Genomic DNA, 4614 nt, shown 5'->3' with positions numbered 1-4614 from the left:
TTTGTCTCCATAAAATCAAAATACCATGAACACTGGGCTCATGGCATCAAAAATTATATACTTTCTTATCTTTCAAAGAAAAACTCTTCGCCATAAATGAGGAAGAGTTATCGAACAGCTACCAGTACGTCAATTTCATTAGTAGCTTGGAACGGATTATAATCTGTGCGCCATTCTTCTATATCAAATCCTAGTGGCGAATAGTCCTTTTGTTGCTCACAATACGAATATAAATAATCATGCACTTCATGGATAGTTGCAGAACTTCCAGTGTGTCTGACCTTCATATATTCACAAGAAGGGATGGTCAAGCTCACCATATTTTCAGGTAGTTCTAATGCACGCTGCACGCGATACCCGATAACATGTTTGAATCGATCCTTTTTTGGATTGAAATTATCTTTTAAAGGATAGGATTGCACAACTAAGACTTCATCACTTAACCGGTTTTGAATCAAGTCTTTGTTCAGTATCAATTCATTAAAATAACTATGTATCGGGTTTAGCTGCTCTACCTCTAAAAGGCTAGCTTCGAATTGAAAACCTACTATTGTAAATGCACTTCGTTTCACAATCTTCGGAATCATAACTGTTTCCTCCACCTGATATGTCGTATCCGCTTGAACCATTTTCTTGCCTCCTTATCTGCGATTAGTTTATATAGTATTATTCGAAATACCACTTTTATTTGAGGGGGTCGTACTTCAAGTATACCAATTACTACTTTTCAATAAATGCTCGGTATGTTGGGAAATGTTTAACGGCTTCGTAAAAGGGAAACAAAATAGTAACTACTATAGAGGAGGAATTGGATGAATTCTACGTATCAAGATTTACTTCAGACTCTTCATGATTGTGCGGCTGCTTGTAACCATTGTTTTGATGCTTGTTTGCAAGAAGAAGATGTCACGATGATGAAAGAGTGTATTCGACTCGATCGGGAGTGTGCTGATTTTTGTTCGTACTTGGAACAAGCCATTATGCGGAATTCTCCTTTTGTGAAGGAACTAGCAGCTGTTTGTGCTGAGATTTGCGAGCGTTGTGCTGCTGAGTGTGAGCATCATTCACATGATCACTGCCAAGCGTGTGCAGAAGCTTGTAAAAAATGTGCAGAGGCTTGCCGATCTGTCGCATAGTAGAGCTGTCCTTCGGGGCAGTTATTTTTTTTGCGTAAATGAATAAGAGAGAGCCAGTATACTGACGATGAGTGTGCCAAACCCGATCATTAACGTGATTCCTTCAAAAAATGTCATGCGCCTCACTCCTTTAATTATGTTCCCATTATACCGTACATATGTTCGTATTTTCAACAAAAGAAAAACGGCTTTTCGCCGTTTTGCAGTTTTCCCAAGTTTTGATGGAGACTATCGGGATCGAACCGACGACCTCTTGCATGCCATGCAAGCGCTCTCCCAGCTGAGCTAAGCCCCCTTAATCAAGCTACTATTTGATAGTAGCAGAACACCGTTTAAACAACAAGAACAAAAAAGCAGACAAACCCTATATCAATGAGTTTGTCTGCTTCCTTTAAATTTTAAAGCTTTTTAATATCCCGAATCGCCTGAACAGACAGGCGTACCAATAAAATTGCACACAAGAACAATCCAACATACGACACTGTATTTAAATAAACTCCATATGCCGTATCCACTACTTGTGCAATGGCCAATAAAGCAACGGAAATGATTCCGAATGTAATGCCTACCATCAATAAAATGAATTTAGAAAACAACAGTGTTACAAATTGATTGTTCGCTTTATCTGAGAAAATATCATGATGGAGAATTATTTTTCCACTCTCCACCCGCTTAATCAACTGATCGATACGTCTTGGAAATTTACGAAGTGCTGGTAAAGCAAGTGCCATTTCTTCCTCAAACTCTTTCCATACCTGCTTCGGTTCTTGAAACGGCTTCTTCCACATCTCATGCATATAGCGCTCTGAAAACTCTTTGGCTTCTGTAAATGTATCAAAACTTGGATGAATCGCTGTCAATGTCCCATCAAGCGTCACTAGTGAACGCAAAGCCTGCGCAACAGAAGGATAGAAATGCAAGCCATGCTTTCTCACCAGAGCAAACAATGAGAAGATCAATTCTTGGGTTGGAATCTTATCGATATACGATACACGCAACAACAGCTGCCCAATTTCTTGTTCTAGTCGGATACGATCAATATGCGCGGAATCTGAAATCATCTTCGTCAGCGAATCGTAAATGACACTCTCATCTTGTTGATGAAGACCCAATAAAAACAAATGGAACGCATCTTGTTGTTCGTTCGGTAATCTACCGACTGCCCCAAAATCAAGCAATGTCGCCTCTCCGGTCTTTCCATTGATAAATATATTTCCCGGATGCGGGTCTGCGTGGAATATACCAGGTCCTATCATTTGCTCAAAGAACGAATATAAAATCGTCTGTGCAAGCTCATAGCGGTTTAAATCGTGACGAATAATCAACTCGTCCGCCTCTGCTACTGTACAACCTTCCACATACTCCTGAACAATCATTTTGCTGTTGCTAAAACGCGTATACACCATAGGCACTTTTACAGGATATACACTTGCATTGACCGTCTTGGCAATCTGGAGCGTATTCCTTACTTCGATCGAAAAATCAATTTCCTCTTTCAAACCTTCCGCAAACCCATGTGCCAGTTCCCGGAATCCGATACTCTCTGCCCAATCAGACCGCTCAGAAATCCACTCAGCAAAATCAATGAGGATGCCTAAATCGTCTTCCATAATATCTGAAACATCTGGCCGCAATAACTTTACAATCACTACTTCGTCACTCTCTTTGAGCCGCGCTTTATGTACCTGACCAATTGAAGCAGCAGCGAGAGGCGTATAATCAAATTCGCTAAACACATCCTCCGTAGTCCCAGGTAACGCTTCATCAAGAAGACGCACGACTTGTTCATTTGAAAGTGGCGTCACATGTTGTTGGAGATTGCTGAGCTCACGAATAAATGCACGCGGAAACAATTCAGATCGTGTTGATAACACTTGTCCAAACTTCACGAAAATACCGCCTGCTTGTTCGAGTGTATCGCGAAAAGCCCGGGCTAGCTCCTCTTCATTCTCACGATGCCTCGCATACTGCAGAGTCCTTGTAAATCCATTTGTCATTGCTATTTGAAGTACTGCTCGAAATCGCTTTTGACGTCTTCTATAGACAAATAGCCGTGTGAAGAATGAATGATGAGATGACGGCTTCCCACGCTCTGTGAGCGCACGAGGGTCAAAAAGTTCAAAGAATAAGTACAAAAGCATCGCAATTAATAACATGCTCCCCGTCCAAATGATGGCACTTGGATCCGTCACAATATCATAAAAATCATTCGTCAAGAAGTTCGTTGTGCGTAAATACGAATACCAGTAGACAACTGTTGTTAAAATCATACTGATCAATACGGCAAGAAAGCGTTTGATAAAGTTAATTCGCGTTCCCATCAATCGACCACTGATTGCATAAATGAAAACTCCTATCAAAACAGTTACTAGTAACAGTCCTGCAACTTTCATTCGCTCACCTCCCTTGTTTTCTCTATTTTCACGTATAGTCAGCTGAATAACAAGCTCTATTTCCATGGTATACTTACTATACACTCTGAAGGGAGTTGATTTTTATCTTTGAATACTTTTTAGTTTTCCTCGGCGCTGCCATACCCTGGTTAGAAATGGGACTAGTCATACCTGTTGGAATTCTCTCGGGTCTCGATCCTTTTCTAGTTACGATTGTTGCAGTTGTCGGAAACCTTTTAACGGTTTTCTTATTGATTATTGGCTATGAAAAATTACAGGTTTGGTTGGCTTCTCGACGCAAGTCAAAACCTGTTGCAAATTCAAAACGAAGTAACCGTGCAATGCAGTTATGGAAAAAGTACGGCTTACCTGGAATGATTATGCTAGGGCCAATTTTAATCGGTACACACGTCGCGGCCTTCATAGCTTTACTAGTCGGTGGAACAAAAGGTCATACTACCCTTTGGTCGATCATTAGTATTGTTCTCTGGGGTCTTGCTTTTGCCTTTGCGACAGCACTAGGTGTAGATATTTTTGGAAGAATCATTTAGGAGTTGGTACTTTGAATAACAAACGTATTTGTCAGAACTGTGGGCATATCTGGTCTTATCCAGCAGCTTTAAGACGTGCATGGCTATCAAATTCTGAACAGAGCTGTGAGAAGTGTGGCGCACGACAGTACTTGTCTGCTCACTCGCGTATGCGAAGTGGGACGTATGCTGTGATGGTAATGGTCGTTATTTTACTGATTCGTGTTCTTGTTGATTTGTCTGTCACTTCGTCTGTTTTACTTTCTGTAGGATTGTTTTTAGCTGTATTCTTGCTGTATCCGTTTACGATTGAGTTGACGAGTGATAATCAGAAATTGGCGGGAATGCAGCGGCCGCCTAGAAAGAAAAAGAAGAAGTAAGCTTTTTTGCAAAGCGATGTGTACTTCAAATTGCAAGGTCTATCTTATAATGCTTGTTCTAAAGATTAAAGTAAGAACGAAGAGGACAGGTGGGGGTATTTCTTAGCTGTCAATCCCTCCATCCAGGCCGCCATTTCCTGGGTGAGTTTCCCCGAGCCTCCCCACGTAAGCTGAA

The 4614-nt window shown here is 41.0% G+C and carries 6 protein-coding genes and 1 tRNA gene; 3 read left to right on the top strand and 4 right to left on the bottom strand.

Annotated features, from left to right (window positions below; translation table 11 throughout):
* Nucleotides 1–107 precede the first annotated feature (107 nt).
* Nucleotides 108–629: a GyrI-like domain-containing protein gene (locus tag AB5N96_RS13315; protein ID WP_204590761.1), complete on the bottom strand. Its 522-nt coding sequence runs from the start codon at nucleotides 627–629 to the stop codon at nucleotides 108–110.
* Between the two features lie 183 nt (nucleotides 630–812).
* On the opposite strand from AB5N96_RS13315, the gene AB5N96_RS13310 reads away from it, so the two are divergent.
* Entirely contained in the window at nucleotides 813–1136 is a 324-nt protein-coding gene (locus AB5N96_RS13310) for a four-helix bundle copper-binding protein (RefSeq protein ID WP_204590763.1), read from the top strand.
* A 21-nt stretch (nucleotides 1137–1157) separates the two neighbouring features.
* On the opposite strand, the gene AB5N96_RS13305 is transcribed toward AB5N96_RS13310, so the two are convergent.
* The 3 genes from AB5N96_RS13305 to AB5N96_RS13295 form a co-directional block, all read right to left on the bottom strand.
* On the bottom strand, nucleotides 1158–1253 hold the full coding sequence (locus AB5N96_RS13305) for a putative holin-like toxin (protein WP_239584934.1): 96 nt from the start codon (nucleotides 1251–1253) through the stop codon (nucleotides 1158–1160).
* 105 nt (nucleotides 1254–1358) lie between these two features.
* Nucleotides 1359–1431 (bottom strand) — tRNA-Ala (locus AB5N96_RS13300).
* A 103-nt stretch (nucleotides 1432–1534) separates the two neighbouring features.
* Nucleotides 1535–3529 carry an ABC1 kinase family protein gene (locus AB5N96_RS13295; RefSeq protein ID WP_499705750.1) on the bottom strand — a complete coding sequence of 665 codons (1995 nt, stop codon included), beginning with the start codon at nucleotides 3527–3529 and terminating at the stop codon, nucleotides 1535–1537.
* A 95-nt stretch (nucleotides 3530–3624) separates the two neighbouring features.
* Between AB5N96_RS13295 and AB5N96_RS13290 the strand changes: the two genes are divergently transcribed.
* Both AB5N96_RS13290 and AB5N96_RS13285 read left to right on the top strand, forming a co-directional pair.
* Entirely contained in the window at nucleotides 3625–4080 is a 456-nt protein-coding gene (locus tag AB5N96_RS13290) for a small multi-drug export protein (RefSeq protein ID WP_239584935.1), read from the top strand.
* An 11-nt stretch (nucleotides 4081–4091) separates the two neighbouring features.
* Nucleotides 4092–4439 carry a TIGR04104 family putative zinc finger protein gene (locus AB5N96_RS13285; protein ID WP_204590767.1) on the top strand — a complete coding sequence of 116 codons (348 nt, stop codon included), beginning with the start codon at nucleotides 4092–4094 and terminating at the stop codon, nucleotides 4437–4439.
* The last annotated feature ends 175 nt before the right edge of the window (nucleotides 4440–4614 follow it).

It is taken from the genome of Chryseomicrobium imtechense (assembly GCF_041475995.1).
Classification (GTDB): Bacteria; Bacillota; Bacilli; order Bacillales_A; family Planococcaceae; genus Chryseomicrobium; species Chryseomicrobium aureum.
The sequence above is the reverse complement of the archived record's forward strand: the minus strand, read 5'-3'. Positions and strand labels throughout refer to the sequence as shown.